Source organism: Luteimonas sp. MC1750, assembly GCF_016615955.1.
Taxonomy (GTDB): Bacteria; Pseudomonadota; Gammaproteobacteria; order Xanthomonadales; family Xanthomonadaceae; genus Luteimonas.
In genome coordinates, this window is the sequence record NZ_CP067113.1 from 2884085 (window position 1) to 2908779 (window position 24695).

General features: G+C 71.4%; 24 protein-coding genes. 10 read left to right on the forward strand and 14 right to left on the reverse strand.

Annotated features, from left to right (window positions below; translation table 11 throughout):
• Window positions 1–229: 229 nt before the first annotated feature.
• From JGR68_RS13495 to JGR68_RS13550, 12 genes are all read right to left on the reverse strand, one after another.
• A complete protein-coding gene (locus JGR68_RS13495; protein WP_199362531.1) occupies window positions 230–1891 on the reverse strand; it encodes a LysM peptidoglycan-binding domain-containing protein in 1662 nt (553 codons plus the stop codon).
• 137 nt (window positions 1892–2028) lie between these two features.
• A complete protein-coding gene (locus JGR68_RS13500) occupies window positions 2029–2709 on the reverse strand; it encodes a hypothetical protein (protein WP_199362532.1) in 681 nt (226 codons plus the stop codon).
• 14 nt (window positions 2710–2723) lie between these two features.
• The gene (locus JGR68_RS13505; RefSeq protein ID WP_199362533.1) at window positions 2724–3206 is read right to left on the reverse strand and encodes a hypothetical protein; all 483 of its coding nucleotides are present in this window, start codon (window positions 3204–3206) and stop codon (window positions 2724–2726) included.
• Window positions 3203–4558, reverse strand: a complete 1356-nt coding sequence (locus JGR68_RS13510; protein WP_199362534.1) for a FliI/YscN family ATPase — start codon at window positions 4556–4558, stop codon at window positions 3203–3205. Before JGR68_RS13510 ends, JGR68_RS13505 begins: the two co-directional genes overlap by 4 nt.
• Window positions 4555–5241: a FliH/SctL family protein gene (locus JGR68_RS13515; RefSeq protein WP_199362535.1), complete on the reverse strand. Its 687-nt coding sequence runs from the start codon at window positions 5239–5241 to the stop codon at window positions 4555–4557. The genes JGR68_RS13510 and JGR68_RS13515 overlap by 4 nt, the downstream gene beginning before the upstream one ends.
• 19 nt (window positions 5242–5260) lie before the next feature.
• The gene (locus tag JGR68_RS13520; RefSeq protein ID WP_199362536.1) at window positions 5261–5893 is read right to left on the reverse strand and encodes a hypothetical protein; all 633 of its coding nucleotides are present in this window, start codon (window positions 5891–5893) and stop codon (window positions 5261–5263) included.
• Between the two features lie 3 nt (window positions 5894–5896).
• Complete coding sequence (locus tag JGR68_RS13525; protein ID WP_199362537.1) at window positions 5897–6667, reverse strand: hypothetical protein; 771 nt, start codon at window positions 6665–6667, stop codon at window positions 5897–5899.
• 16 nt (window positions 6668–6683) lie between these two features.
• Window positions 6684–7115 carry an EscI/YscI/HrpB family type III secretion system inner rod protein gene (locus JGR68_RS13530; RefSeq protein WP_199362538.1) on the reverse strand — a complete coding sequence of 144 codons (432 nt, stop codon included), beginning with the start codon at window positions 7113–7115 and terminating at the stop codon, window positions 6684–6686.
• Between the two features lie 21 nt (window positions 7116–7136).
• Window positions 7137–7469: a hypothetical protein gene (locus JGR68_RS13535; protein WP_199362539.1), complete on the reverse strand. Its 333-nt coding sequence runs from the start codon at window positions 7467–7469 to the stop codon at window positions 7137–7139.
• A 72-nt stretch (window positions 7470–7541) separates the two neighbouring features.
• Window positions 7542–8732, reverse strand: a complete 1191-nt coding sequence (locus JGR68_RS13540; protein WP_199362540.1) for an FHA domain-containing protein — start codon at window positions 8730–8732, stop codon at window positions 7542–7544.
• Between the two features lie 58 nt (window positions 8733–8790).
• Complete coding sequence (gene sctV / locus JGR68_RS13545) at window positions 8791–10830, reverse strand: type III secretion system export apparatus subunit SctV (RefSeq protein WP_199362541.1); 2040 nt, start codon at window positions 10828–10830, stop codon at window positions 8791–8793.
• A gap of 258 nt (window positions 10831–11088) precedes the next feature.
• Window positions 11089–11478 carry a flagellar biosynthetic protein FliO gene (locus JGR68_RS13550; RefSeq protein WP_199362542.1) on the reverse strand — a complete coding sequence of 130 codons (390 nt, stop codon included), beginning with the start codon at window positions 11476–11478 and terminating at the stop codon, window positions 11089–11091.
• Window positions 11479–11571: 93 nt separating this feature from the next.
• Here JGR68_RS13550 and JGR68_RS13555 point away from each other — a divergent pair, with 93 nt between their 5' ends.
• Genes JGR68_RS13555 through sctT form a run of 6 tightly spaced genes read left to right on the forward strand, consistent with a single transcriptional unit; the run spans window position 11572 to window position 16565 of the window.
• Window positions 11572–12672 carry an ATP-binding protein gene (locus JGR68_RS13555; RefSeq protein ID WP_199362543.1) on the forward strand — a complete coding sequence of 367 codons (1101 nt, stop codon included), beginning with the start codon at window positions 11572–11574 and terminating at the stop codon, window positions 12670–12672.
• A 3-nt stretch (window positions 12673–12675) separates the two neighbouring features.
• Window positions 12676–13281, forward strand: a complete 606-nt coding sequence (locus tag JGR68_RS13560) for a response regulator (protein WP_199362544.1) — start codon at window positions 12676–12678, stop codon at window positions 13279–13281.
• On the forward strand, window positions 13274–14407 hold the full coding sequence (gene sctQ / locus JGR68_RS13565; protein WP_199362545.1) for a type III secretion system cytoplasmic ring protein SctQ: 1134 nt from the start codon (window positions 13274–13276) through the stop codon (window positions 14405–14407). The genes JGR68_RS13560 and sctQ overlap by 8 nt, the downstream gene beginning before the upstream one ends.
• 3 nt (window positions 14408–14410) lie before the next feature.
• Window positions 14411–15511 carry an EscR/YscR/HrcR family type III secretion system export apparatus protein gene (locus JGR68_RS14135; RefSeq protein WP_305067857.1) on the forward strand — a complete coding sequence of 367 codons (1101 nt, stop codon included), beginning with the start codon at window positions 14411–14413 and terminating at the stop codon, window positions 15509–15511.
• A 1-nt stretch (window position 15512) separates the two neighbouring features.
• Window positions 15513–15782: a type III secretion system export apparatus subunit SctS gene (sctS, locus tag JGR68_RS13580; RefSeq protein WP_199362546.1), complete on the forward strand. Its 270-nt coding sequence runs from the start codon at window positions 15513–15515 to the stop codon at window positions 15780–15782.
• Window positions 15783–15785: 3 nt separating this feature from the next.
• On the forward strand, window positions 15786–16565 hold the full coding sequence (gene sctT, locus JGR68_RS13585) for a type III secretion system export apparatus subunit SctT (protein WP_199362547.1): 780 nt from the start codon (window positions 15786–15788) through the stop codon (window positions 16563–16565).
• Here sctT and sctU read toward each other — a convergent pair whose 3' ends face one another.
• Entirely contained in the window at window positions 16566–17624 is a 1059-nt protein-coding gene (gene sctU / locus JGR68_RS13590) for a type III secretion system export apparatus subunit SctU (RefSeq protein ID WP_199362548.1), read from the reverse strand.
• A 169-nt stretch (window positions 17625–17793) separates the two neighbouring features.
• On the opposite strand from sctU, the gene JGR68_RS13595 reads away from it, so the two are divergent.
• From JGR68_RS13595 to plsB, 4 genes are all read left to right on the forward strand, one after another.
• Window positions 17794–18111, forward strand: coding sequence for a hypothetical protein (locus tag JGR68_RS13595; protein ID WP_199362549.1), 318 nt, complete (start codon window positions 17794–17796; stop codon window positions 18109–18111).
• A gap of 39 nt (window positions 18112–18150) precedes the next feature.
• Window positions 18151–18828, forward strand: a complete 678-nt coding sequence (locus JGR68_RS13600) for a hypothetical protein (protein ID WP_199362550.1) — start codon at window positions 18151–18153, stop codon at window positions 18826–18828.
• Window positions 18829–18902: 74 nt separating this feature from the next.
• On the forward strand, window positions 18903–19841 hold the full coding sequence (locus tag JGR68_RS13605) for a hypothetical protein (RefSeq protein WP_199362551.1): 939 nt from the start codon (window positions 18903–18905) through the stop codon (window positions 19839–19841).
• 68 nt (window positions 19842–19909) lie between these two features.
• On the forward strand, window positions 19910–22576 hold the full coding sequence (gene plsB / locus JGR68_RS13610) for a glycerol-3-phosphate 1-O-acyltransferase PlsB (RefSeq protein ID WP_234446662.1): 2667 nt from the start codon (window positions 19910–19912) through the stop codon (window positions 22574–22576).
• Here the strand turns inward: plsB and JGR68_RS13615 are convergent.
• Entirely contained in the window at window positions 22547–24655 is a 2109-nt protein-coding gene (locus tag JGR68_RS13615) for an Ig-like domain-containing protein (protein WP_199362553.1), read from the reverse strand. The genes plsB and JGR68_RS13615 overlap by 30 nt on opposite strands.
• Window positions 24656–24695 lie beyond the last annotated feature (40 nt).

The window sequence follows — 24695 nt, forward strand, 5'->3', positions numbered from 1 at the left end:
GAAAGTCCGCGGAGGATGTCATCCGGAAGGGTGGCCCCTGAAGTCTCCGCCCCGGCCACGAACCGGCGTCGCGCGCTGCTGTCCGCTGTCGTGCCGATCGCCGCCGACGCCGGAAGCCGTTGCCCATCGGCGGACGTGGCGGAGCCCGCATGGCCCGGGGCGCGGTCGCAGCCAACCAGCCCGACGCTGGCGGCGCACAGCGCCGCCAGCCACGCGCCGCGCCGCCGCGCTACTGGCGGCGACCGTCGAAGCGGCCGTCGAGGAGGTCGTGGACCCATCGGTCGATGGTCGCAGTCGGGGCTTCGATATGCACGTGCGGGCCGGTGGAGTTGCCGGTGGAGCCCTGGTTGCCGAGGTCATGGCCATAGCCCACGCGCTGCCCCGGTCGCACGTCGATGCTCGACATGTGGAAGATGTAGACCAGCTCGCCCTGCTCGCCGCGCAGGATCACCGCGTTGCCGGCATTGCCCATCGGACCCGCGGATACCACGGTCCCGGCGACGGGCGAGGGAATCGCCTGGTTGGTCTGCGACTGGCCGGGGCGGTGCAGCACGATGTCACGCACCTCCAGCCGCTGCCCCTCGCGCACCTGGGTCTGGTAGTCGTGGTGCGGCTGCATCTGGTCGGGATGCGAGACCGCGATCGCCGGCTGGTGCCCCGTGCTGTAGACGGTATAGGGCGCATAGGTCGGCGCATCCGACGGAGCCGGGGACGGCGCGGGCGAAGGTGCGGGCGCGGGTCCCGGAGATGGCGATGGCGCGCTGCCACCGCCGGGCACATGCACCACCTGTCCGGGGTAGACCAGGTCAGGATTGCGGATCTGCGGGTTGGCCGCGATCAGCGCCGGCAGCGACACGTCGTTGCGCGCCGCGATCCCCGACAGGGTGTCGCCGCTGCGCACGGTCACGTCCTGCGTGGCCGCGGCGCCGCGCGGGAGCCTCACCACCTGCCCCGGATGGATCAGGTCGGGGTTGCCGATGCCCGGGTTGGCCGACAGCAGCGCGCCCAGGGTGACGCCGTTGCGGGCGGCGATGCCGGAGAGCGTATCGCCGCTGCGCACGGTGACCTCGGCGCCACCACCGCCACCGCCACCGCCAGGCAGGTGGACGGTCTGCCCGGGGTAGATCAGGTCCGGATTGCGGATCTGCGGATTGGCCGAGAGCAGGTCGGAAACCGACACGTTGTTGCGTGCCGCGATCCCGGAGAGCGTGTCGCCGCTGCGCACCGTGACCGAACCGGCGGGGTCCGGTGCCGGCGCCGGACCCGGGGCGTCATTGCCGCCGGGGCCCGGCGCAGGCGCCGGGCGCGGCGGCGGCGCGTCGCCATCGATCCGGTCGCGCACGAAGGAGGTCGCCTCGCCGGCGGTGATGCGCCCGTCGCGATTGAGGTCGAGTGGCGCGTTCATCCGGTAGGCCGCAGTGCCTTGGCTGAACAGCGTGGAGCCCGGATCCGGCCGCGGACTGCCGTACAGGACCGTGGTGTAGACGCCTTCCAGCGTGCCCAGTTCAGCCGGATCGGACCGGTTGTTGAAGTAGCGCTCGACGTAGTCGAGCTGGTCGACGGCGCTCATGCGGGCCAGCGCGTCGGTGGTGGTGCCCAGTTCGCTCGCGGTGCCCGGCATGAACTGGATCAGGCCGGTCGCCCCGCTGCCGGCCTGGTTGCGGATGCTCGGGCTGAAGCCGCTCTCGAAGCTCATGACCGCCAGCAGGTATTCCGGCTGCGTGCCGAGCCGCTCGGCCATGGCCTCGACCTTGGCGATGAACGCAGGCGTGACATGGGGGCTCGCCTGCAGGCCCTGGATCCGGTTGTAGTCGAAGCCCGACGGGCTGAGGTTGTCGCCGGCGAGGTTCTGGACCTGCGCGCCGCCGTTGCTGTTGACCTGACCGACCATGGGGATGCCCCGCTGCCATGCGGCACACGCCGCGTACGGGGCCATTACAGGCGGGCGCGCCGCCGGTCACCAGCTAGGTCGGACCCTAAGTGGGGACGACCCGATGCGCCGGCGATCGAATCCCGCCGCCAGCGACCTCAGCCGTGGAAGTGGGCCTCCACCCACAGCTCGCCCAGGTTGCGCTCGGCGAAGCGCCGGGTCAGGCCGGGCGCGGCGTCGCGGATCGCGTCGTAGCTGTCGCGCGAACGCACGTCGGCACGCAGCACCCAGCCGTCGCCCTCGCGGCTCAGCAGCAGGTCCGTCCCGGGCAGGGTGGCGTCGGACATGCGCAGCAGCACCCGCCCATCGCCGTCGGCCCCGGTGGCGCTGCCGCCCGCCGCCAGCCTGCGCACGTGGCGTTCGATCAGCTCGGCGACCGCATGGCTGGCCCCCGTCGGAGCGGGCATGGCCGGCGTGGCTTCGCCGCCGCCGCGCAGCGCATGCTGCGCCTGCCAGAGCAGGGCGGGATCGAGCAGTTTCGCCTCGCCGTCGCTTCCGTCCTGGCCATGGCCGCCGCCGTCACGGTCCCCGTCGCGCGCGGCGTGCACGGCATCGCGGGTCACCGTCTGCTGCTGGCCGGGCTCCTCCGTCGCCCCCTCGCCGGCGGTGGCCTGGGCCTGCTGGGGCTGCGACTGCACGCCCTGCCGCGCGCCATCCAGCGCATCGCGGAAGCGGTCGGCCTGTTCGCGGCCCGCCGGTGCGCGCTCGCGCGCTTCGGCGGTGCCTTCGCGGGCGCGGGCGGCCTCGGAGGCCGATGACTGCGTGCGTTCGATGGACATCGTGGTCTCCCTCGTCAGCGCGCGGCGAGATGCCGCGCCTGGAGCAGGTCTTCGGCCGCGCCTTCTTCCTGGCGTGCCTCGAGCATGGACTGTTCGCCGTTCCAGACCTCGCGCCGCTTCTGCAGTGCGTCCAGCCGCGCCTTGGCGCGGAAGAACTCCGCGCGCGCCTCGGCGACGGCGGCCTCGGCGGCACGCAGGGTTTCCTGCGCCTTGAACAGCCGCTGGCGTGCCGCATCGGCCTGCTCGCCCAGCAGCCCGATGTGCGCCTCGCGCTGGCTGAGCGCGTTGGGCCAGGGCACGCCCGGCGGCGGCGGGTCGAGCAGGCGCGCGCGCTGCTGCTTCTGCTCGAAGTCCAGGGCGATGATCTCGCCCTCGACCTTCAGGCAGGCGTCGCGGCAGTCCTGGGCTTCGCGCTGGCGTTCGAGCACGCGCTGGCGCGCGGCCTCGGTGCGGTGCTCGCGGAGCCGGACCAGCGTGTGCAGCGGATAGCGCTTCACGGAAACAGCGCCTTCAGCGCCGCGGCCGACTGCTCGAACGGCACCAGTTCCTGCGCGGACTGCTGCAGCAGCCGGCGGATGGCGCCGATCTTCTCGATCGCGGCGTCGGCATCGGGGTCGGTCCCGCGCTTGTATTCGCCGAGCTGGATCAGGAGCTCGATGTCCTGGTACTTGGCGAGCAGCTTGCGCAGCTGCCCGGCTGCGCGCACGTGCGGGTGGTCGACGACGCGCGGCATGGTGCGGCTGAGGCTGACCAGCACGTCGATCGCCGGGTAGTGGTAGGCCGCGGCCAGCTTGCGCGAGAGCACGATGTGGCCGTCGAGGATCGAGCGCACTTCTTCGACGATCGGGTCGCCGCCGTCCTCGTCCTCGGCCAGCACGGTGTAGAACGCGGTGATCGAGCCCTTGTCGTTGTTGCCCGCGCGCTCGAACAGCCGCGGCAGCGCGCTGAACACCGACGGCGGGAAGCCGCGTCGCGCCGGCGGCTCGCCGACGGCGAGGCCGACGTCGCGCAGGGCGCGGGCGAAGCGGGTGACCGAGTCGACCAGCAGCAGCACGCGCCTGCCCTGGTCGCGGAAGTGCTCGGCGATCGCGGTGCCGACCCAGGCGGCGCGGCTGCGCTCGAGCGCCGGGCGGTCCGACGTGGCGACCACGATCACCGACCGCGCCAGGCCTTCGGGGCCCAGGTTGTCGTGGATGAATTCGTTGACTTCGCGCCCGCGCTCGCCGACCAGCACGATCACGTTGACGTCGGCGTCGCCGCCGCGCGCCAGCATCCCCAGCAGGGTGCTCTTGCCGCCGCCAGCGACGGCGAAGATGCCGATGCGCTGGCCTTCGCCCGCGGTCATCGTGGTGTCGATCGCGCGTACCCCGGTGGAGAAGGGACGTTCGATCAGGTTGCGCGCCAGCGGGTTGGGCGAGGCGGCATAGATCGGCGCGTCGACCGTCGGTCCGACCGGGCCGAGGTCGTCGATGGGTTCGCCATGGGCATCGAGGATGCGGCCCAGCAGCCCGGGTCCGACGCGCACCGCGGCCTGGCGGCCGCTGGCATAGACCTCGGTGGTCGCGGAGACGCCGTCGAGCGCGCCCAGCGGGGTCAGCAGCGTGAGCTGCTTTGACACGCCCACCACCTCGGCGGCGAGGCGGAAGCTCGGGTCGCCCTCGCCGCGCGGATTGCGCAGCTCGCAGAGCTCGCCGATCGCGGCCTTGAGGCCGGTGGCGCGGATCAGGGTGCCATAGGCTTCGGCGACGCGGCCGACGCGCTCGATCGACTGCACCCGCGCAAGCGCGTGCAGCAGCGGATCCGGGCTGCCCGCCGCTTCGCTGAACGCTGCAGGGGCCGTGGCCTTCATGCCTGGCGCCCCGCGTGGCCGGCGCTGCCCGCAAGGGCGGTGCGGATCGCCTCGATCTGCTGCGCGACGCCGGCGCGGACTTCGCCCGCCTCCGACACCACGACGCAGCTGGTCGGCTCGAGGCTTGGATCGTCGACCAGCTCGATCACCCCGACCGCGGGGTGGGCCTGGCGCACGGCGCCGAGGCCCGCGCTGACGCTGTCGCGGACGCTCGGGTGGACGCGGATCAGCAGGAACTGCTCGGCCTGCGCGGCCTCCACCGCCTGCATGACCAGCGGCGGGACCACGGTGAGCGCATCGAAGCCGGGGGCGATGCGGTCGACGATCGCACAGGCGAGTTCGGTGATGCGACCCGAGGCCTCGCCCAGCACGCGGGCACGGCGCTCGTTCAGGGCCGCGAGCTGTTCGGTCATCTGCAGCTCGGCCGCGGCGATGCCTTCGGCGAAGCCCTGTGCATGGCCCTGCTCCCGCGCGCGGGCGATGTCGGCCACCGCCTCGTCGTACAGGCCATTGACGCGTTCGAGCAGGGCATCGAGTTCGCCCAGCTTCGCCCAGGCCATCGCCGGGACCACGCTGGCGCCGAGCGAGCGCGAGAAGCGCCGCTGCTCGAACACCGCCACGCCTCCCGACGGAGCCGCCGCGGGCCGGGCGCTGAAGGGGCTGCTGTCTGCTTCCGCGTTCATCGAGGATCCGTCGGCGCGCTCATGCCGCGCGTGTTTCATGGTGCGTGTAGACCCTGAGCACCGGCTTCTCCGGCAGGCGCGCGGTGGCCCCGGCGGTCGCGTCGGGCGGGTAGAGCAGCCGGCACCAGTCGGCCAGCGCCGGGTCCCGGCGGCCCGCCCACGCCTGCAGTTCCGCGCGGCCCTGCTGGTCGAAGGCCGCGTACAGGGGCGTGGGGTCATCGCCGGACATGGCCGCATCCAGCGCGGCCCTGAAGCCGGAGCCGGCCTGCTGCAGCCCGTCGGGCGCGAGCCTGCCATCCCAGACCGACTGGTCGAGGGCCAGCAGGTAGCTGTTGCCGAGCGCCGCCTTCAGCCGGCGGACCGGCTCGCGGCGCACTTCGGCGCGGATCGGCGGCGCATGCGCGAGGATGCCGAGGTCGCGGCACAGCGCGTCGATGCGCGGACGCCGCCAGCGGCTGCGGACCGCGTCGGGATCGCGCGACGGGTCCGGTGCCAGCAGCGCCATGGCCGGGCCATTGGCCAGCCAGGACGCCAGCAGCCGCCGGCCCAGCGCACTGTCGCGGGCCCGTGCGGCCAGCGCGGGATCGAGCGGGACGCCGGCATCCTCCAGCCATCCCGCATCGACATCCGCCAGCAGCGCCCGCAGCGACATGCCTCAGCCGTTCCAGACCTGGCCGGGCGCCTGCTTGTCCTGCGCGCCATTGCGCAGCCGGCCGCGGAATGCCACCAGCAGTCCCAGCAGGATCACCACGCCGGCCGCGATCGCCAGCGCCACCGGGCTGATCGCCGACAGCGCCGGGCCCTGCGGCCTGCGTGCCGGCATGGCCGGCGCCTCGGCGAACTTGACCGTGACCTTGTTCAGGTCGACCAGGCCCTTCACCGAATCCTTCATCAGCAGTTTGATGTCGGTTTCGCGGTCGCGCATGCTCGTGCCCGGCGCCTCGAAGATCGCCACCGCGACCGAGGAATCCTGGCTGGTCCCGCCAAGCGGATCACGCTCGGCCAGGGTCACGTGCACGCGCGCATCCACCACCCCGGGGAACCGGGTCAGCGTGTCGGCGAGTTCCTGCTGCAGCGCGCACTGTTCGCGCCCGCGCTCCTCGGTGGAAGAGGACGCGAAGCCTTCCTTCTTGAACACGTCGCAGCCGTTGGCGAACTGGGCGCGCGGCAGTCCCTGGGCGGCCAGCACCTGCATGGCATAGGGGAAGTCGGACGTCGCCACGCGGATTTCCCAGCCCGTCTTCGACGGCGACGGGTTCTTGTCCGCGTCCACGCCGGCGGCGATGAGTGCACCCATCACCTGGTTGGCCTGGACCTCGTCGAGCTGGCTGTAGAGCGGCTTGCCGCCGCATGCGGCGAGCAGCGCGGCCGCCACGAGCGCCAGGAGCAGCGCGCGCGGCGTCCGCGACCACGGGAGGAACTTCATGGACGGACCCCCGCGGTCAGGACTGCTGCCGGAACAGCTGCTGGATGCCGTCCGAAGTCCGGTTGGCAACGTTCGACGTCAGCTCCGCCTGGAACAGGAACTGATGGCACTTCATCGTCATCTCCATCATCTGCCCGGGCGTGAGCTCGGCGATGTTGCCGCTCATGCTCCGCGACAGCGCGTTGATGTTGTCGGCGCCGGTGTTGAGGTTGTTGATGGCCTCGATCAGCGCCCGCGTGCCCTCGGAGGGCTGTGCCGGCGAGATGTCGGCGACCTGCGGCGTGCCGCCCACCTGCTGCGGGCCCGTGGTCCCGCCGCTGCGCTCGAGCGCCGCGGCGAAATCACGGACGTCGTAGGGCGTGGCGTGCGACAGCCCCCCTGTCCCCTGCGGGCCGGCCTGGCCGGCCATCGCCGGGTCCATGGCCGCCACCTGGATGGCTTCGATCATGTCGATCTCCTGTTGCGGCGCTTAGCCGCGCTTGCCCAGCGTCTCCAGCGCCTGGCCCACGCTGTTCTGCGAGGTCGAGGCGTTGTTGGACATGAACTGCATCTTCAGGCTGGCCGCGGTCAGCTGCACCATCGACGAGGGCTGGTCGTCGCCGGCACCGATGTTGGCCGACATGTCGGTGATCACCGCCGCCTGCGAATCCAGGGTCTGGCCCCAGGCCCGCGACATGGCCTCGTACCAGCTGCCACGGTCGCCGGCCGACGAGCCGCCACGGATGCCGCCGGCGCCGCCGGTGGCCGCCGCGCCCGCGATCATCTGGCCGATGCCAGGGGTTCCCGCTGCGATATTGGTCATGGTCCTCTCCTTCCCTTGCTGTCTTGTCTTCAGTGGTCCTGCCAGGTGCCGCGCCCCTCGGCGCGGCGCGTACTACATCCGCAGCGGCATCACGTCGCTGCGTACGTTCGAGAAATCCTGCGGTTCCGCCTGATCTTCGCCGGCCGCCGGCGCCGGCTCGGGCTTCAGGCGCTCGAGGCTGCCGTCGGGCCGCAGCGCGTGCGCCGCACCCTCGGTGATCGACACCAGGGTGCCGATGCCCGGCAGCTCGGCGCCGACCTCGTAGCGGTCGCCCTTGCCGGACACCACGTGCGGGTTGTCGCCGCGCACGATCGAGGCGACCCGGATGCGCACCGGCTTGGGCGGCGCCGCCGGCGCCTGGCGCCGCGCGACGGCCGAGCGCGACACGTCGACCGGGATCACGCGCACCACGCCCTTGACCTCGCGCATCGCCCGCGAGAAGGACGCGGCGCGCAGCGCGGCCTCGTCCTCGAAGGCGCCGGTGACTTCGACATCGCCATTGCCCAGGTAGCGCGTGCGCGCCGTGATCCCCTGGCCGCGCAGGATCTCGGCGACGTCGCCGGCGATGTCGTCGCCGGTGCGCAGCTCGAGGCGCGCATCGATCTGCTCGTCGGCGATCCGCCGCGCGATGCGCTCGCGGGTGGCGGTGTCGATGACCGTACCGGTCAGCACCAGCCGGCCCTGCGGATCCAGCGACGCCTGCCCGTCGTCGATGCCGTACTCGGGCACCAGGCGCTGCAGCTGCTCGCGTCCGTCGGGCGTCTCCGCGGTCTGCGGCATCAGCACCGCGAAAAGCCCCAGCGCCCCCAGCGACAGCACGGCCACCGCGGCAATCGCCGGCAGGCGCCGGGTGAAAGGACGCGCCGTGCGCTCGGGCGCGGGCCGCGGGCCCAGCCCGCCGGGCACATGGCGCTCCCAGCCGGCATCGTCGGCGGCGCCGAAGGCGATCGCGGCCTCGCCGATGCCAACGCGCTGCACGCGGTCGAGTTCGACCGGGTCGCCCGGATGGATCATCGCGGTGCCGACGTGCAGCGGCGCGTCCAGCGCGCGCAGCGAAAAGCGGCCGTCGAGGAAGCTCAGCAGCGCGTGGTGCGAGGCGACGCCGGCATCGGCCAGCACCATGTCGCAGTCCTCGCCGCTGCCGATCAGGATCATCTCGCCGCCGGCCAGCTCGCGCTCGGCGCCGGAATGCAGGCCCGATACGACGCGCAGCACGACGCCGCGATCGATCCGTGCCTCCCCGTCCTGTCGGTCCTTGCCCATGCCACCTCCGTTGAACGAATCCTGCGACTGCCTCGTTACCCTCTGGTGAATCACCTGTTCAGGCGTTCACCTGCCCGGCCTGCACGATGCGCAGGTCGGGCGCGAGCTCCTGGTACGACAGCACCGGCAGCTCGAAGAAATCGACTTCCATCAGCTTGCGCAGGTGCCGGCGCACATCGAGCGAACACAGCAGCACCGGGCGCACGCCCGCCGCCTGCCGCGCAAGGTGGGCGCGCACCTCGCCACCGAGCCGCGCGGCCAGCTCCGGCGAGATCGCCAGCTGGCTGGCACCGCCCGCCACGCGCACCGATTGGCGCAGCTTGTCTTCCAGCTCCGGATGGATCAGCAGCACGTGCAGCGTGCGTTCGGCGTCCGCGTGGCGTTCGGCGATCTCGCGCTTCAGCGCCACGCGCACGTACTCGGTCAGCAGCACGACGTCCTTCTCGCGCCCGCCGACGTCGGTGATCGCCTCGAACACGTCGCGCAGGTTGCGGATCGGCACGCCTTCCTCGGCCAGCCGGCGCAGCACGTCGGCCACGCGCTGGGGCGCGACCACGCGCAGCATCTCCTTCACCAGGTCGGGATAGTCGCGCTGCATGCGCGCGAACAGGTTCGCGGTTTCCTGGATGCCGATGAAGCCGCCGAGCCGGCGCTGCAGTGCGGCGCGCGCATGCACGTCGAGCAGGTCCTCGGGGGCCAGCGCATCCGGCGAGCCGCTGGCCACCCACTCTCCCGACAGCGCAGGGAAGAAACCGGCCTGCCGGTTGTCACCCGCCACGACCGGAGCACGGCGGAATGCCGCGTCGGTCCGCAGCTGGCCGGACGCCAGTCGCGCGCCGAACGCGCTCAGGCGATATCCGCCCTCGCCAAGCCCCTCGACCAGGCGCAGCTTTGGCGCCGGCACCGGCACACCGAATTCGTCGCGCATGCCCTGGGCGACCGCCGACACGCGCGCCAGCAGCGCGTCCTGCATCGGCGCCAGCGACGGCGACAGGTCGAGCTGCAGCGGCGCCGGCGGGGCGAGGTCGTCCACCTGCTCGGCGATCTCCGACTCGGCCAGCTCGCCCTCGGGAACGCGGAACGCGCGGCGCAGCATCTGGAAGCCATGGCGGTAGCGCCAGGCACTCATGCCCAGCAGGGTGAGGCCGAGCGCCAGGAACACCAGCTTAGGGAACCCGGGCACCAGGGTCATCAGCAGCGCGAGCAGGCCGGTGATCAGCATCACCCGCGGCTGGCCGCTGACCTGGCGGCCGATGGCCGCGCCGAGATGCTTGTCGTCGACCTCGCTGGTGGTCCGCGTGACCACCAGGCCCGCGGCGATGGTGGCGAGGATGGCCGGGATCTGCGAGACCAGGCCATCGCCGATGGTCAGGATGCTGTAGGTGCGGGTGGCGTCGGCCAGCGCCATGTCGCGCTGCAGGACGCCGATCGCCAGGCCACCAAGCAGGTTGATGATGATGATGACGATGCCGGCGATGGCGTCGCCCTTGACGAACTTCATCGCGCCGTCGAGCGCGCCGTGCAGCTGGCTTTCGGTTTCGAGGTGGCGGCGCTTGCGCTTGGCTTCGTCCTTGTCGATCAGGCCCGAGCGCAGGTCGGAGTCGATCGACAGCTGCTTGCCGGGCATCGCGTCCAGGGTGAAGCGCGCCGACACCTCGGCCACGCGCTCCGCACCTTTCGCGATGACGATGAACTGCACCACGGTGATGATCATGAAGACCACCAGGCCGACCACCAGGTTGCCGCCGGCGACCAGGTTGCCGAAGGTCTCGACGATGTGGCCCCCTTCGGCATCGAGCAGGATCGAGCGCGTGATCGCGATCGACAGCGCGAGTCGGAACAGCGTGGTCAGCAGCAGCACGCTCGGGAAGCTGGAGAACGCCACGGGCGATGGAATGTAGATCGCCAGCAGCAGCAGGCCGAAGCCGATCGAGATGTTGACCGCGACCAGCGCGTCGATCACCACCAGCGGCAGCGGCAGGATCATCACGCTGATGATCAGCACCGCGGCGATGGCCAGCACGATGTCGCTGTAGCCCAGCCCTGCGCGCTTGCGGTTGGCCGGCGCCGCGAAGAGGTTTTCGATCAGCGCGCGCATGCGTTCGTCGCTGCTACGCGGCGCGCCGGAAGGACGGCGTGGCCGGTCCTTTCCGCGTGCCCTGCAATGTCATTCGCCTGCCGCATCGATCGCTGACCCCATGCGTCACTTTGTGGCAAATTACGATAGTCTCGCTGCAAGGGCAATCGCGGGAAATTTTTATCCTTCGTGCGCTGGCTCGTGATCGATCAGTGGAGGCAAGCGCCTGTAACGGCAGGGAAATTTTGCGGTAACAGATAAACGTGACGGCGTTCGCGCTTATTCGACCGCGACCTCGGGTTTACCCGAGGAGACGAGGTCGGCGGCGTCGAGGTCGGTGATGAAATTGACGCTCTGGGCACCGACGCCAATGGTGAATACGCGCCCCGAGCGCGACTTCACCAACACGAGGCGTTCACGCGGCCCCAGCGGCAGGATCTGCAGGATCGACAGCGGCGCATCGGCGCCGGTCAGCTTGTAGCGCCGCCGCACCAGGCGCAGGACGACCAGCAGCCCGGCGATGATGAACGCCAGGGGCAGCAGGATCGCCAGCAGCTCCCCGGCGACCGATGACGTCGCGGGGGCTTCGGAGACGGCTTCGGCCGACATGGCAGTGCCACTTGCGAGGGACAGGATGGCGGTGATGGCAGTCAGGATTCGCTTCGACATGTGGGGACGTTCCGGCCTCGGGGATCGCGCGGAGGGCGCGCGCGCAGCCTACCGCAGCCGTCTGCGCGGACGTCGCCCGCCGGAGCCCGCTGCGTGACCCCTGCCAGGGGCACGGCGCGCCGCGTGCCGACCGCTGCCGATGACGGCCTGGTGGCGGCGATGCTCGAGGCGATCCCCTTCCCCTGCGCCGCGTTCGCACGCACGGACGGGACGCTGGTGGCGGCAAACGGCAGCTACCGCGACGCGTTCGGCGGCCTGGAGGGACACGACGACCGCGCCCGCCTGCTGGCCTCGCTGAGCGCGGTCGACGCCGAGGCCGGTGACGGCTCCGCTGCGCCGCTGGAGGTCAATGCGCCGCACAGCAACCGCTGGTACGCCCTGCACTGGGGCAGCGCCGAAGTGGCCGGCGCGGGGCTCGACATGCTGACCGCGGTCGACATCAGCGCACGCATCGAAGCGCTCGACTCGCACAAGAGCCGCCAGGAGAAGCTGCTCTTCACCTCGCGCCTGATGTCGGTGGGCGAGATGGCGGCGACCCTGGCACACGAGCTGAACCAGCCGCTGGCGGCGATCGTCAACTACCTCAACGGCAGCCTGCGCCTGGTCGACCAGGCGGGCGGGCCGGTGCAGGTGGAGCGCGCGCTGCTGGCCGCGCGCACCCAGGCCGAGCACGCCGCCGCGGTGATCTCGCGGGTGCGCGAGTTCGTGCGCGCCCGCGAGCCGCGGCGCGACGCCCACGACATGGCGCAGATCACCGGCACCGTGGTCGAGCTGCTGCGGCTGGAGGCCGAGCGCCTGCAGCTGCGGATCGAACTCGCGCTGGCCGCCGACCTGCCGCGGGTCCATGCCGACCGGGTGATGGTGGAGCAGGTGCTGCTCAACCTGGTGAAGAACGCGATCGAGGCCATGCGCGAGGTGCCGGCGGCGCAGCGCGGGCTGCGCATCGAAGGCCGGGTGAACCTGGACGGCGAAGTCGAGGTGCGTGTCTGCGACCGCGGCGAGGGCCTGAGCGAAGAGCAGGGGCGGCAGCTGTTCTCGCCCTTCTTCACCACCAAGAGCGACGGCCTCGGCATCGGCCTGGCGATCTGCCGCTCGATCATCGAATACCACGAGGGTCGGCTGTTCTTCGAGCCGCGCGAGGGGGGCGGAAGCGTGTTCGGCTTCACCCTGCCCACGGCGGACGGGAGGGGATAGGGCATGCCGGAGATCCGCGTCTACCTGGTCGACGACAACGATGGATTCCGCGACTCGACCGCGTGGCTGCTCGAAACCAGCGGCTTCGAGGTCGAGAGCTTCGCGTCCGGGGCGGCCTTCCTTGCGGCCTATGCCGGCCACCGCCATGGCGATGCCAGCGAATGCCTGGTGTCGGACATCCGCATGCCGGAGATGAGTGGCCTGCAGCTGCAGGACGAGCTGGGCCGGCGCGGCATCCAGCTGCCGATCGTGTTCGTCACCGCGCACGGCGACGTGCCGCTGGCGGTGGAGGCGATGCGCAAGGGCGCGTCGAACTTCCTCGAGAAGCCCTTCTCCGAGCAGGCGCTGGTCGACGCGTTACGCACCGCGCTGGCGCATTCGCGCAACCGCGGCGCCGGCGGCGGCATGGCCAACGAGCTGCTGGCGAAGCTGAGTCCGCGCGAGCGCCAGGTACTCGATCTGGTGGTCGCGAGCAAGCCGAACAAGATCATCGCCGACATCCTCGGCATCAGCATCAAGACCGTCGAACTGCACAGGGCCAACATGATGAGCAAGCTGGGCGTGCGCTCCCTTCCGGAGCTGATGAAGGTGGCGCTTGGCCATGGCTGAGCGCGGCGCGCGCGCGGCCCGGCCACGGCGCCCGCGGCCCGCGGCCACGCCGCCTGCCGATGCGCCGCCGGTGCGCGCGCTGCGTGGCCTGCTGCGCGGGATCGACGCGGCGGGCTGCGAGGCCCTGCGCGGCTTCTTCTCCGCGCCACGCTGGTGGCTGCTGGGCGATGGCGCCGCGGTCCGCGCACGGAGCGGCACGGCGCCCCCGGCGGCGTTCGCGATCGATGCCGAAGGCGCGCGGCTGCGGCTGCAGGTGGACGGACCCGCGACCGCCGGCCACGACGCCGCGCGCCTGCGCTGGAGCGACCATGCCGGACGCTCGCGCGTGCTCGCCTGGAGCCTGGCCCACGAGACCACGCTGCGTCGCCTGAGCGAATGGCTGGGCGTGTCCCTGCTGCCGTCGCTGGAGGGCGATGCCGGCGAGGACCCCGCGCAGGATGCCGCGACGTTCTGGCTCGAAGTCCGTGTCGACGATCCGCCGCCGGTCGACGACGACGAGGCCGACCAGCCGCCACCGCACGTGATCGCGCGCCTGCGCCTGCCGCTGGCCTGGCTGCCCGGGATCGCGGCGCGTGCCGAACCAGCCCACGAGGACGACCCGGCCCCGGGCGCCGGCCGCTGGCGTGCGCTGCAGTCCACGGTGCACGTGCTGTTCCCGGTCACCCTGGCGATGCGCGACTGGCGCGCGCTGCGCCAGGGCGACGTGATCGTCGCCGGCCACCGATCGCAGCCACCTGCCTGCGTGGCGCGCGCCGGCGGCCGCGACTGGCCGCTCGCGCCCGCCCCCGGTGGCTGGACCGTCGGCGGCCCGTCCACACCCGCACCCACCTACCACGAGGATTCCCCGATGACCCAGCAGGACCACGACGGCACGCCGTCCGAGGCAAGTGCCGCGCCAGCATCCGATCCGGCCCGCAGCCTGCCGGTCCAGGTGGAATTCGAGCTCGGCCGCACCGAGATGAGCATCGGCGAACTCGCCGACCTGCAGCCGGGCTATGTCTTCCCGCTTGCCACGCCGCTCGAAGGGGCGAGCGTCACCATCCGCGCAAACGGCCGCATCGCCGGCCGCGGCGAGCTGGTGGCTGTGGGCGAGACGCTGGGCGTGCGCCTGCTGTCCTGGAGCTGAGGCATGGACTTCACCACCTTCTCGCCGGCGGTCGTCCTCGTCACCGTCGTCGCCATCGCGCTGGCGCCGTTCGTGGCGGTGATGGTGACCTCGTTCACCAAGATCGTGGTGGTGCTGAGCCTGCTGCGCAACGCGCTCGGCCTGCAGCAGGTGCCGCCGAACGTGGTGATCAACGGCCTTGCGATCGTGCTGTCGGCCTATGTGATGTCGCCGGTGATCCTCGACACCCACGCCGCGGTGAGCGCCTACATGGCCGGACAGCCGCCGCCGGCGGAGATCCAGGCGCAGATCGAGCAGCGCGCCGTCGCGCGCGCCGAGCGCATGGCCGCGCGCCGTGCGCAGGCACCACAGGGCGGTGAGGGCGCGCCGGCGCCCGCCGCCGGCCCCACGGACGCGGAGCCGCCGCCGGCCAGCCCGGCCGCCGCGGATGCGCTGCGCGCGGAGGCCGAGGCCGCGGCGCGCGGCGCAGGCGCGGCACCAGGGCAAGACGCGATCGACGCGGGCGCGAGCACTGTCGACGGCGCAGCTCCCGCGACAGCGACCGGCTTCGTCCGCGCACGGCAGTTCGCCAACGTCGACAACGGCGTCGATCCACCTGCCGGCGCCTCCGACGCTGCCACCGCTGACGGAACCGACGACGGTCCGATCGTGATCACCGCCACCGGGGCGCCGCGTCCGCCGACGCCCACGGCCGGGGCGCCGATGGACGCCGCACGCATGCTCGGCATCTTCGAGGCCAGCAAGGAGCCGCTGCGCAGCTTCCTGATCCGCCATTCCAACGACCAGGAGCGCGCCTTCTTCCTCAAGAGCGCGCAGCGCCTGCTGCCGGTCGACCGGCGCGACGACCTCGACGTCGACGACTTCATCGTCGTCATCCCCGCGTTCACGGTCAGCGAGCTGACCACCGCGTTCCAGATCGGCTTCCTGATCTTCCTGCCGTTCCTGATCATCGACCTGGTGGTGGCCAACATCCTGCTGGCGCTGGGCATGATGATGCTCTCGCCGACGACCATCTCGCTGCCGTTCAAGCTGCTGCTGTTCGTGCTGGTCGACGGCTGGGCGAAGCTGGTCCACGGCCTCGTGCTGACCTACGCGGGCGGCTGACGTGAACGAGGTCCTCGAGCTCACCAAGGAAGCGCTGTACCTGGTCATGCTGCTGTCCGGGCCGCCGATCGGCGCCGCAGCGCTGGTGGGCCTGGTCATCGCCTTCCTGCAGGCCGCCACCCAGCTGCAGGAGCAGACCTTCGCCTACGCCTGCAAGTTCGTCGCCATCGTGCTGATGCTGTTCCTCACCGCGGCCCTGATCGGCGGCTCGCTGTACAGCTATACCGAGCGCATCTTCCGCGACTTCCCGGGCCTGGTGGTCCGGAACTGACCGGTGTTCGAACTCCTCGGCAATCCCCTGCTGGCGCTGGCGCTGGTGCTGCCGCGGGTCATCGGCGCCTTCCTGATGCTGCCGCTGATGACCAAGGAGACGGTGCCGCCGATGGTGCGCAACAGCTTCATGGTGAGCCTGGGGATCATGGTCCTGCCCGCCGCGATCGCGGGCACGCCGATGGACAACCTGGGCACGATCGAATGGCCGATGATCATCCTCAAGGAGGTCTTCATCGGCGTCGCCATCGGCTTCACCTTCGGCATCGTGTTCTGGGCGGTGTCGGCGGTGGGCGGCGTCATCGACACCCAGGTCGGCATGTCCATGGCGCAGATCTTCGATCCCATCCAGGGCCACCAGGTCACCCTGCACGGCGAGTTCCTGTCGCAGCTGGCGACCTGGCTGTTCATGGCCAGCGGCGCCTTCCTGGTGTTCATGGACATCCTGATGTCCAGCTATGCGCTGTGGCCGGTGACGTCCTACTTCCCCGACCTGCCCGCGGTGGGCATGAACCTGTTCGTCGGGCAGTTCAACTACATGATGACCACGGTGCTGGTGCTGGCGGCGCCGGTGATGGTGGTGCTGCTGATCATCGACCTGTCGTTCGGCCTGGTGAACCGCTACGCGCCGCAGCTCAACGTGTTCGCGCTGACCCTGCCGATCAAGGCCTGGCTGGCCACGGCGATGATCCTCATCCTGCTGGGCGTCTACGTCGAGATCCTGCTCGAGCGCCTGGGCAGCAACCGCCACCTGCTCGGCCTGCTGCGCCAGGCGCTGGGCTGATCACTCGCCGCGGCGGATGCCCTCGGCCCAGAACAGCACCTCGGCCACCGCGTCGAAGAACTCGTTGCCGATGTAGTCGTCGACCTCGACCTTCTCGTGCAGCCCGCGCGCCAGCGGGATGTTCTGCAGCACCGGCACGCCGGCCTCCTCGGCCACGCGCTTGATCTCCTCGGCTTCGGCGCCCTCGCCCTTGGCCACGACCACCGGCAGGTCGGTGACGCCGTCCTCGAACTGCAGCGCGACGGCGATGTGCGTTGGATTGGTCACCACGACGTTCGATCCCCTGACGGCATTGAGCATGTTCTGCTGCGACCACTCCTGGTGCAGCTGCTTGCGCCGCTGCTTCACGTAGGGGTCGCCCTCGTTTTCCTTGACCTCCTGCTTGATGTCGCGGCGGCTCATGCGCATCTGCTTCAGGAAGGAGAATTTCTGGTACCAGGCGTCCAGCACCGAGACGAAGAAGAACACGCCGATGGTCCAGATGCCGATCCTGAGCAGCCCGTGCCAGATCGCCGTGCCCATCGCCTCGGGCGGTGCGTGCGGCAGTGCCATCAGGCTGTGGCGCATGCCGTACAGCACCACGCCGCCGATGAAGATCAGCGCGACGCTCTTGAAGAACGCCTTGACCAGCTCGACCAGGTTGTCCATCGAGAACATCTTCTTGACGCCCTCGACCGGATTGAGCTTGGAGGCGTCGGGCACGAGCTTCTTCATGCTCGCCACCGGGCCGACCTGCAGGAACTCCACCACCACGCCGAGGAACAGCGCCAGCAGCAGCAGCGGCACGGTCAGCGCGACCAGGGTGTCGAAGGCCAGCCGGCCGAGGACCGGTGCGGCCTCGGCGAAGGGCAGGTGGATGCTGTCGAAGCTGGCGTCGAAAAGGTGCCTGAGCCGTCCCCACATGAAGTCGAGCAGCATCCAGCCGCCGACCAGCCAGCCGAGCACCAGCACGGTGCTGGTCAGCTCCTTGCTCTTGCTGACGTTGGCGTCCTTGCGCGCGTCGCGGAGCTTCTTGGCTGTCGGCTGCTCGGTCTTGTCGGCGCCCTGGTCCTTCGCCATCGCATCCCTCCGCGTCTAGGCGCTGGGACGCTAGCATGGGCATGCGCGGCGGTCATGGCCACCGGCGGCTGAACGGAGCGCGCGGACTAGGGTCGGCCCGAGGTGGCAGCGCCCGGCCACGGCGATACAGTCGCTCCATCGCCCGCAATCCCCCTGACATCCGCAGCGCATGAGCACCATCGGCCCCGATTCCCACCTCAGCCTCGCCTCCGGCCTCCACCGGATCGACGGGCCGCTCGACGACCTGCGTCGCCAGCAGGGCGGCGATGCGCACGAGGTCCAGGGCACCACGCCGACGGCCGAGGCGGAGGCCGCGCCCCGGGCGCTGGCCGATGCGGGAGAGCGGGTTCTCGCCGCCCCGGCCTGGGATACCGCCGGTGCCCGCATGCTGGCCGGCGACCTCGGCCTGGAAGGCCGGCTGGGTGCGCTGCCGCTGGCCCAGGCCGCCGAGGGCGCGGTCGACGCGGTCCTCGACGCCTTCGCCTGACGCCCATCCGCGTCGTCGAGCCGCGATAATGCCGCGGCCATGAGCGAACCCCTCCCGACCCCGGACGCCCTGCGCACCGCCGCCGACCGGCTGGTCTCGGCGCTGTCCGCGCACGCCGATCCCGAGTACCGCCTGGCGGTACTCAAGCGCCTGGTGCGCCGGCTGGGCGAAGAGCAGTACCCGCTGTTCCTGCGCATCGTCGGCGTGGTGGCCGAGAGCGACGACGAGCGCGCCCAGCGGCTGCTTGCCGACACCTTCGGCACGGCCCTGCGGCGGATGGACCTGCCCGGCGGCGCGCTGAGCTCGTGGGGCGCGACCGGCCTGCCCGACCACGGGGCGCCGCTGGCCGCGAGCGCGCTGTCGGGACACTTCTTCGGCGCGACGCCGCGACGCATGCTGGGACCGGTGGAATACCTGGTGGTCTGGCACCTGCAGCGCACGCAGCGCACGGCGCTCTCCGCCGAAGGCTTCCAGGCGGCCCTGGCGCGGATGATCACCATGCTCAACCGCAGCGAGGATGCCCGCCTGCTCTATCCGCAGAAGCTGGCTGCCGACGCCCAGAACGAGCTCGAGGGCGCCTACACCCGGGCGACCCGCGAGCGGCTCGCCGCGATCGCCGCGGCCTGGGCCGCCGGCGAGTCACCGGAGCGCGTGGCCGCGGCCGCGGCCGATGCGCCGGCCACCACCGCCCACGGCTGGGTCCTCCGCGACCTGTGACCGGGTCGGCTTGCCGCGGGCAGGCGCCCGTGGCCAAGATGCCCCCTGCCTCCCGGGGAGGGGATGCGATGCCGATGCCACCAACCCTGCGGTCGCTGCTGGCCGCCATGGCGCTGGCCGGGCTGCTCGCGGCCTGCCGCCCGGTGACCCCGGTCGATGACGCGCAGGCGGACACCGACCTCAGCCGGCCCGCCCTGGCGGTGCAGGCGCTGACCCGGCACATGCGCAGCGGGGATTTCGCCGCCTTCGCCCGCGATGCCGTGCCACCGGCCCTCCACGGCCGCGTCGACCGCGCCTGGCGCGCGGGTCTCACGCGCTGGCCGCTGGACGAGCTGCCGTTCGCCGACCGGCTGCCCGAGGTGATGTCGGCGCTGGCCGCGCCCGATGCCGCGACGGCGCTGGTGGCCGGTTTCGACCGCCAGTTCGCGAGCGCGCCGCGCGAGATCCGCGCCGCCGCAGCGACGCTCGGCATGTTCGGTGTCCAGTACGTCGAGCACCAGGGCGATTTCAGCGAGGGGGAGCGCGACCACTACGCGCAGCTGGTGACCGCGATGGCGCAATGGGCGGCGCAGGCGCCGCTCGCCGACCGTGCCTTGGCGCACGCCGCGATCCCGCGCCTGGCCGCCGCCGCGCGCGCTGCCGGCCCGGCGACCGCCGAAGGCATCGCGGACGCCGGCATGGAGGCCTCGCTGCGCCGGATCGGCGCCTTCTCGCTCGAAGCGCGGTCGGTGCTGGCCGGCTATGGCCTGGACCTCGACGCCGCCTTCGACAGCGCCCAGGCCTCCCTGCAGGTCCAGCAGGGAGACCGCGCCAGCGTCCGCCTGCGCTACGAGCTGGCCGGCAGCCCGGTCGACACCGTGTTGGACATGGAGCGGATCGACGGACGCTGGTACCTGTCGGACTACCTGCGCCATGCCCGCGAAGCCGCCGGCGACGACGCCGGGCGGCCCACGCCGGCGGACGCCCCCGATCCCGCCGCGCCGCCGCCCCAGGGACCCGCGGCCGCGCCGTGAGCAGGCGCGGCGCCGCGGGCGCGGGCCCCCCGTTGGGCATAATGCCGGGGATGCCCAACCAGCCCTCCCTGTTCGAATCCAGCGCCGCGGGTGCGCCCGGCACTGACCACGCCGACGGCAACGCGTCCGCAGCTGACCTGCAGTCCACGGTGCCCGGCGCTGGCCGTCCGCGCCCGCGGCGCAGCGCGACGCGCCACGCCGCCCCGTGGTGGGCGCGCCTGGTGGGCCGCCTGCTCTCGCCGTGGATCGGCCTGAGCATCGAGCCGCAGGCGCCCGGCCAGGACATCGACGAGCGCCCGGTCTGCTACGTGCTCGAGGACTACGGCCTGTCCAACGCGCTGATCCTCGACCGCGCCTGCCGCGAGGCCGGCCTGCCGTCGCCCCTGGTGCCGCTGGCCAATGACCCGCTCGGCCGCCGACGCGCCTATGTCGCGCTGTCGCGCCGCAACGCCGGCAGCGCGCTGGCGCTCGCCACCCAGATCGCCACCCAACGCCGGCCGGAGAAGAAGAAGAACCACTCCGATTCGCTGGCCAAGCTGCTCCAGGCCCACCGCAGCGATCCGCTGCTGGACGTGCAGCTGGTGCCGGTGTCGATCTTCGTCGGCCGCGCGCCGGACAAGAACAGCGGCTGGTTCTCGGTGCTGTTCTCGGAGAACTGGGCCCTGGTCGGGCGGTTCCGGCGCCTGCTGGCCATCATGCTCAACGGCCGCGACACCCTGGTGCGCTTCGCGCCGCCGGTGGCGGTGCGTGCCATCGTCGCCGAAGGCCTGGAGCCCGAGCGCGAGGTGCGCAAGCTCTCGCGCCTGCTGCGCACCCACTTCAACCGCATCCGCGCCGCGGTCATCGGCCCCGACCTGTCGACGCGCCGCCTGCTGGTGGACAAGGTGCTGTCGTCGGGGCCGGTGCGCGAGGCCATCGCCGACCAGGCCCGGCGCGAGGGCGGCGATCCCGCCAAGGCCCAGGCCGAGGCCTGGAAGAAGGCCCACGGCTACGCCTACGAGATCGCCGCCGACTACGCGCATCCGGTGGTGCGCTCGGCCAGCTTCCTGCTGACCACGGTCTGGAACCGGATCTTCCGCGGCGTGCTGGTACACCATCTCGACCAGCTCAAGGCGGTCGCGCCCGGCAACGAAATCGTCTACGTGCCCTGCCACCGCAGCCACATGGACTACCTGCTGCTGAGCTACCTGCTGTACACGCGCGGCATCGTGCCGCCGCACATCGCCGCCGGCATCAACCTCAACCTGCCGGTGATCGGCACCATCCTGCGCAAGGGCGGCGCGTTCTTCATCCGCCGCAGCTTCCGCGGCAACGCGCTGTATTCGGCGGTGTTCACCGAGTACGTGGCACAGCTGGTCGCCGGCGGCTATTCGATCGAATACTTCATCGAAGGCGGGCGCTCGCGCACCGGCCGCCTGCTGCAGCCCAAGGGCGGCATGGTGGCGATGACGGTGCGCGGCTTCCTGCGCCAGCCGACGCGCCCGGTGCTGTTCCAGCCGGTCTACATCGGCTACGAGAAGCTGATGGAGGGCAACAGCTACCTCGATGAGCTCTCCGGCAAGCCCAAGGAGAAAGAGTCGATCTGGACGCTGCTGTGGGGCATCCCCAAGGTGCTGCGGCAGAACTACGGCCAGGTGGTGGTGAACTTCGGCGAGCCGATCGCGCTGGCCGACATGCTCGCCGAGCACGCCAGCGACTGGGACGGCCGGCCGCTGTCGGACGAGGACAAGCCCGCCTGGCTGTCGACCACCGTCGACGCCACCGCGCAGCGGATCCAGGAGCGGGTCAACAGCGCCGCCGACGTCAACCCGATCAACCTGATCGCGCTGGCCCTGCTGTCCACGCCCAAGCATGCGATGGGCGAGGCCGACCTGGTTGCGCAGATCGTGCTGTCGAAGAAGCTGCTGGCCGAAGTGCCCTACAGCGCGCTGGTCACCATGACCCCGCATTCGCCGGCGCAGATCATCGCCCACGGCGAGGAGATCGGCGTGCTGCACCGCGTGGTGCATCCGCTGGGCGACGTGCTGCGCGTCGACGGCGACACCGCGGTGCTGCTGTCGTACTTCCGCAACAACGTGGTCCACCTGTTCACCGCGTCGGCGTGGATCGCCTGCTGCTTCCTGCACAACCGGCGGATGGCGCGCAACACCCTGCTGCGGATCGGCCGCGCGATGTACCCGTTCCTGCAGGGCGAGCTGTTCCTGCCCTGGGACGAGGACGGCTTCGCCTCGCGGATCGACGCCACCATCGAGCTGTTCATCCGCGAGGGCCTGCTCGAGCAGGTCAGCGGCGACGACGGCGGCATCCTGGCGCGCCACCCCGGGCAGTCGGACGAGGTCTTCCGGCTGCGCGCGATCGGGCATCCGCTGCAGCAGGCCTTCGAGCGCTACTACATCGCGATCTCGGTGCTGGCCAAGAACGGCTCGGGCACGCTCGGCGCCGGCGAGCTGGAGGGCCTGTGCCAGCTGGCGGCGCAGCGGCTGTCGCTGCTGTACGCGCCGGCCGCCCCGGAATTCTTCGACAAGACCCTGTTTCGCGGCTTCATCCAGAAGCTGCGCGAAATGGGCCTGGTGAAGCTGGACCAGAACAGCAAGCTGGCCTTCGACGAGCGCCTGGCCGGCTTCGCGCGCGACGCCAAGATCATCCTGGGCCGCGAGCTGCGGCATACGATCGAGAAGATCAGTCCGGAAGCGGCGCGGCCCGTTTCAGCGCCCGCGGACGCCACCCGGGGCTGAGCGCGGGACCAGGGGCTGGCGCACGGCTGCCGGCGGCGCCTCGGAATCGTAGAAGTTCGCTCGCTGGCTCTGGAGCAGCATGGGAAGGGGGCCGCCCAGGTCGGGGTCGGCCCACAGCTCTTCGTGGACGTAGATGCGGTCACCCGACCGCGACACCGGGATCCAGCGGCGCTCACGCGAGACCTGGGTCCCGGAGAACTGCCTTGCCACCATCACGCCGTTGACGATGTCCCAGCGCAGCGGGGTCGTGGTGGAGCCGGTTTCGGAGATGCTGACGTAGCTGCCCGTGCCAATGGCGTCGAGCACCAGGTAGAAGCCGTAGAACGGCGCGAAGTCGTACGCGGTCTGGCTGACGTCGAACCCCGACCGCCATGGCCCGGTCAGGACCCCCGGAGTGAACGAAAGGCTGCCGTCGCGCGCCGAGGCGAGGCTGTAGGCGACCTTGCTGCGCCCCCCGGGCAGCAGGTATTCGGCAAGGATCCCGACGCCTTTCAGGCCGTCGACGTGAAGCCGCGTCATGTCGACGGTTTCGCCATCGGAATAGCCCAGCGAGAGGCGGCCGTCAGCTCCCAGCGACCAGTTGAACGCCTGGCCGTCGTCGACCGTGCCGGTTCCATCCGCGGAGAAGGTGTGTATGCCGAAGTTCGCTGCGGTCAGAGAGCTTTCGGCTACGCCAGCACCGAAGATTTCCGGCCGGTGGATGGGCAGGGCATGCGCGCCCGGGAACTCAGAAGCAGGAAATGGCAGGCCCGGGAACCCGGGCGCATGGGCCTGCCTCGTCGCGTTCGTGACATAGCTCCGCTCGGTATAGGGCGGATCCGCAAGGATCTCGCGCTGGTGGTAGCGGGCCCCGACGACGTGCCGGCCGCTGCCCCCGTCCACCAGCCGGACAAGGTCGACGCGATCGATCAGGTGGATGAGGCGCACGAAGGTTCCGTCCCGGAACAGTTCGTATTCCTCGCGGCGTGGCGGCAGCAGCGTGGCGCGGGCTTCTCCGTCCACGAACGTCCAGTCGACGGCGGTCAGCGGCGCGGCCGTTGTATCAGCGTACTGCCCGCCACCATCGTCGTGCAGCGACACCCGCTCGGCGTAGACCACGCCGACCCGGATCGTTCCGGAGGCGCTGGACAAAATCATGGTCCAGTCGCCGACGAACGCGTCGCGCCCCGTCGGCGGAAGGACCTCTGGATCAGCCAGGATTTGCGCAACCGCCTCCTGGAGCGCTTGCGGATCGGAGGCCGCGACGTCGGCGACGAACTGCCGGTAGGCGTCGGTGTCGCTGATCAGTTCGAGCGTGTCGGCGATGCCTGGAGGCAGCGGGTATCCATGGCCGGCAACGAGGTCGATCGCGGCGGCCATCTGCAGCAGCACGTCACTGTCGATCGCCGCACGTGCATCGTCGAGCTGCTGTTCCCCGAGGATCGGCGCCCCGTTTCCGGCCAGCTGCAGGAGGTAGGCGAGCGACGTGGCCAGGCGCGTCACCTGCACCTGCGCGTTCTCGTCGCGCGACAGGATGGCGTCGGCCCCGGACTCCCCGCGCAGGCGCCCGAACGACCCGACGATACTGGCCAGCGCGACCTGCCCGCGGCGGCTCTGCAACCTGACCATGTCGTCGTCATAGCCCGCCATGGGCAGCACGTAGTCACCGGCTGCATTCGCCTGCGCCATGAACCGGAGCCGCCCGGAGACCGCGGACACCTGCGCATCCGCTCCTCCTTCCGTGACCCTGCCGGCCAGCGTCAGCTGGGCCGGAGCCACGTCCACCGTCACCGTCGCCAGGCCCACGCGGCGGCCGGTCTTGACCAGGTAGCGCAGCGTGTCGCGGCCGACGAATCCCGCCGTGGGCGTGTAGACGATCTCCCGGCCCTGCACGGTCGCCGTGCCATGGGCGGGCCGGGTCGCGATCCACATGACCGTGCGCGCGCTGACGCCCGGGTCGTTGGCCAGGACGTCGATCGCGACCGGACGGTCCCGCACGGCCCTGGCCGGGTCGGCAATCGCCCCATGGTCCGCGGCCAGGGCTGGTGCGGGGCCGTACAGGCCCAGGATGCAAATGGCAAGGCTGAGGCGAACACCCATGGCGACGGCTCCCGGACATGCGCCGCATGGCGACTGCCGG

Coding starts and splice junctions, on each gene's coding strand:
- JGR68_RS13495 (WP_199362531.1), bottom strand. CDS start 1,891: ATGGTCGGTCAGGTCAACAGCAACGGCGGCGCGCAGGTCCAGAACCTC.
- JGR68_RS13500 (WP_199362532.1), bottom strand. CDS start 2,709: ATGTCCATCGAACGCACGCAGTCATCGGCCTCCGAGGCCGCCCGCGCC.
- JGR68_RS13510 (WP_199362534.1), bottom strand. CDS start 4,558: ATGAAGGCCACGGCCCCTGCAGCGTTCAGCGAAGCGGCGGGCAGCCCG.
- JGR68_RS13515 (WP_199362535.1), bottom strand. CDS start 5,241: ATGAACGCGGAAGCAGACAGCAGCCCCTTCAGCGCCCGGCCCGCGGCG.
- JGR68_RS13520 (WP_199362536.1), bottom strand. CDS start 5,893: ATGTCGCTGCGGGCGCTGCTGGCGGATGTCGATGCGGGATGGCTGGAG.
- JGR68_RS13525 (WP_199362537.1), bottom strand. CDS start 6,667: ATGAAGTTCCTCCCGTGGTCGCGGACGCCGCGCGCGCTGCTCCTGGCG.
- JGR68_RS13530 (WP_199362538.1), bottom strand. CDS start 7,115: ATGATCGAAGCCATCCAGGTGGCGGCCATGGACCCGGCGATGGCCGGC.
- JGR68_RS13535 (WP_199362539.1), bottom strand. CDS start 7,469: ATGACCAATATCGCAGCGGGAACCCCTGGCATCGGCCAGATGATCGCG.
- JGR68_RS13540 (WP_199362540.1), bottom strand. CDS start 8,732: ATGGGCAAGGACCGACAGGACGGGGAGGCACGGATCGATCGCGGCGTC.
- sctV (WP_199362541.1), bottom strand. CDS start 10,830: ATGCGCGCGCTGATCGAAAACCTCTTCGCGGCGCCGGCCAACCGCAAG.
- JGR68_RS13550 (WP_199362542.1), bottom strand. CDS start 11,478: ATGTCGAAGCGAATCCTGACTGCCATCACCGCCATCCTGTCCCTCGCA.
- JGR68_RS13560 (WP_199362544.1), top strand. CDS start 12,676: ATGCCGGAGATCCGCGTCTACCTGGTCGACGACAACGATGGATTCCGC.
- sctQ (WP_199362545.1), top strand. CDS start 13,274: ATGGCTGAGCGCGGCGCGCGCGCGGCCCGGCCACGGCGCCCGCGGCCC.
- JGR68_RS14135 (WP_305067857.1), top strand. CDS start 14,411: ATGGACTTCACCACCTTCTCGCCGGCGGTCGTCCTCGTCACCGTCGTC.
- sctU (WP_199362548.1), bottom strand. CDS start 17,624: ATGGCGAAGGACCAGGGCGCCGACAAGACCGAGCAGCCGACAGCCAAG.
- JGR68_RS13595 (WP_199362549.1), top strand. CDS start 17,794: ATGAGCACCATCGGCCCCGATTCCCACCTCAGCCTCGCCTCCGGCCTC.
- JGR68_RS13600 (WP_199362550.1), top strand. CDS start 18,151: ATGAGCGAACCCCTCCCGACCCCGGACGCCCTGCGCACCGCCGCCGAC.
- JGR68_RS13605 (WP_199362551.1), top strand. CDS start 18,903: ATGCCACCAACCCTGCGGTCGCTGCTGGCCGCCATGGCGCTGGCCGGG.
- JGR68_RS13615 (WP_199362553.1), bottom strand. CDS start 24,655: ATGGGTGTTCGCCTCAGCCTTGCCATTTGCATCCTGGGCCTGTACGGC.